At 58.4% G+C, this 2,481-nt stretch carries 3 protein-coding genes; all 3 read right to left on the reverse strand.

The features are described 5' to 3' along the window. Positions 1-21: 21 nt before the first annotated feature. A complete protein-coding gene (locus CO655_RS32960; RefSeq protein WP_097667964.1) occupies positions 22-1,620 on the reverse strand; it encodes an IS66 family transposase in 1,599 nt (532 codons plus the stop codon). Between the two features lie 73 nt (positions 1,621-1,693). Continuing rightward, a complete protein-coding gene (tnpB, locus tag CO655_RS32965) occupies positions 1,694-2,011 on the reverse strand; it encodes an IS66 family insertion sequence element accessory protein TnpB (RefSeq protein ID WP_210201043.1) in 318 nt (105 codons plus the stop codon). Between the two features lie 23 nt (positions 2,012-2,034). Next, on the reverse strand, positions 2,035-2,358 hold the full coding sequence (locus tag CO655_RS32970) for a transposase (protein ID WP_245424019.1): 324 nt from the start codon (positions 2,356-2,358) through the stop codon (positions 2,035-2,037). Between the last annotated feature and the right edge of the window lie 123 nt (positions 2,359-2,481).

A 2,481-nucleotide genomic window follows, 5' to 3' on the forward strand; every position in this document is an offset into this window, starting at 1 on the left:
GTAAGCGGTGACGTGAGGCCGTTACTTCTTGAAGTTCCAGGGCATCAGAGCCTCGAGATCGCTTGATGGCCAACCTGCGGCGATACGCTCAAGCGTCTGCGTCAGCCAGGCCAGCGGATCGACTTCGTTCATCTTGGCGGACTGGATGAGCGTAGAGAGCGTGGCCCAAGTCCTTCCGCCCCCTGCATTTCCGGCAAATAGGCTGTTCTTCCGGACAATTGCCTGGGGTCTGATTGCACGCTCAACAATGTTGGAGTCTATTTCGATGCGCCCGTCATGGAGGAACTGTTCGAAGGCTTCCCGTCGATTAAGGGCGTAGCGAATGGCCTCGGCGAGCTTTGATTTTCCAGAGATGCGGGGCAGCGTGTCCTGCCAGAGTTTGTAGAGATCGGCAACGACTGCAGCGGAGGCCACTTGGCGGGCGGCAACGCGAACATCGGGGCTTTGTCCACGCACCTTTTCTTCGATCGACCAAAGTGCGCCCATCTTTTCGATTGTCGCCGTTGCCACCTTGGAACTGTCGTTCGCGTGCAGTTCGTAAAACCGACGGCGACCATGCGCCCAGCATCCTGCCAATAGAGCGCCGTCGTTTCCACCGTCAGGGCGGGCAACACGGTTATAGGCAGTGTATCCGTCGATTTGCAGGATACCGCGATAGCCTTCGAGATGCCGAGCGACACAATCGCCGGATCGACTGTCTTCAAAACGATAGGCCACCATCGGCGGGCCACTGCCGCCGAACGGTCGATCGTCCCGCGCGTACGCCCATAAATACGCTGTCTTTGCCGACCCCGATCCGGGAACAAGTGTCGGTAATGTCGTCTCGTCGGCGAATATTCGTTCACCTCGTTTGATCTGGCTGAAGGTGTAGTCCGCGAGGATCTCAAGTTCGAACCCGAGCTTACCCATCCACCGCGCCATGATACCGCGCTCGACGTCGACATGGTCGCGCAGGAAGATCGCCTCCTGTCGATAGAGCGGCAACCCGTCGCCATATTTGGAAACCGCGATATAGGCGAGCAGCGCTTCCGTCGGAATGCCACTTTCAACGATATGCGCCGGCGCCGATGCCTGGATGACACCGTCCTCATTTTTGAAGGCGTACTTCGGGCGATGCGTGACGATCACCCGGAACTTTGGCGGAATGAAATCAAGCCGCTCGGAGGTATCTTCACCGATCAGAACCTTCTGCTTACCCGCATTCTCGGGAAGCTCGTCCGGCTCGATGACCACATGGACTCGCTCCAGATGCGGAGGGAAGCCCTTGCGTGGACGCGGCGCACGCTTTGCAGCGGCTGGATTGCGACCCTTGGCAACCAGCGCCTCGATCGCGGCGATGCCGGTGTCGATTTCTTCGAAGACAAACGCGCCTTGCTCATCGAGATCCGCGTCAATGGTCTTGCCCTGCTTTTCCGAGCGGCGGCCATACCGGTAACGATTGAAGGCTTTGAGGATCAGCTTGAGCTTGGCGATCTGTTCGTCCGCGTCCGCATTACGGGCCTTCAGATCAGCAACTTCGTCTTCCAGAACATCGGCGCGCGCAGCCTTTGCTGCCATCGCCATGACCATGGCTTTCAGCGCATCAACGTCATCAGGAAGCTCGATATCGGCTGGTGTCATGCCCTTATGTAGAGCATATTTCGGCGAGATTTTCCCTCAGTTTCAGCCGCCTGATTCACTCTGCCGCAGGGCTTTACCCAGCACATTCCGGCCGCTTTACTGCAACCGTGCGCACGCGCTTCCAGTCCATCCCATCGACCAGCGCCATCAGTTGGGCGTGGTTGAGCTGCACGCGGGCATGCCCGATTTTCGGCCAGACGAACCGATTTTTTTCGAGCCGCTTCGAATATAGGCAGACGCCTGAGCCATCCCACCAGGCGATCTTGATTCTGTCTGCTCTTTTGGCGCGGAAAACGTAGAGCGAGCCATTGAAGGGATCGCTTCCAGCATCACGCACCAGCGCCAAAAGACTGTCCGGACCTTTGCGGAAGTCAACCGGATGACTGGCCAAGAAGACCTTCGTGCCAGCCGGGATCATGCAGAGCGTACCGCGCGGATCAGCCTGACGAGATGGGGCTCGTCGATCGCAACATTCACCCGGATCACAGCGTCGCCGATCATGATGTCCGCGGTGGAGCTTTCGCCCCGAGCCGTATCAACAACAGCCTCCGCTTTCAGTCGGGCATTGCGCCGCCACGTGAACAATTGCGATGGGTCGATCCCTATGCGCCTCGCTATCGCAGAAACGCTCGCACCCGCCTCCATGCTTTCGGCTACCGCCTGAGCCTTCAACGCATCTGACCAACGTCGAACCTCTCGCGGCGCGCCCTCCAGGCGACCCGCAACGGCTTCGATCATATGGAACGTTCTATGTTCGGACATGGGTTCAGACATAGCAATTCATACCAAGCTCATTCCCTGAGCTCACACGAATAAGCCCGATCCCCCGCTATTGCCAGACGGGGTCAATGCACCGCTTAC

This window comes from Rhizobium sp. M1 (assembly GCF_002531805.1).
GTDB lineage: Bacteria > Pseudomonadota > Alphaproteobacteria > Rhizobiales > Rhizobiaceae > Rhizobium > Rhizobium etli_C.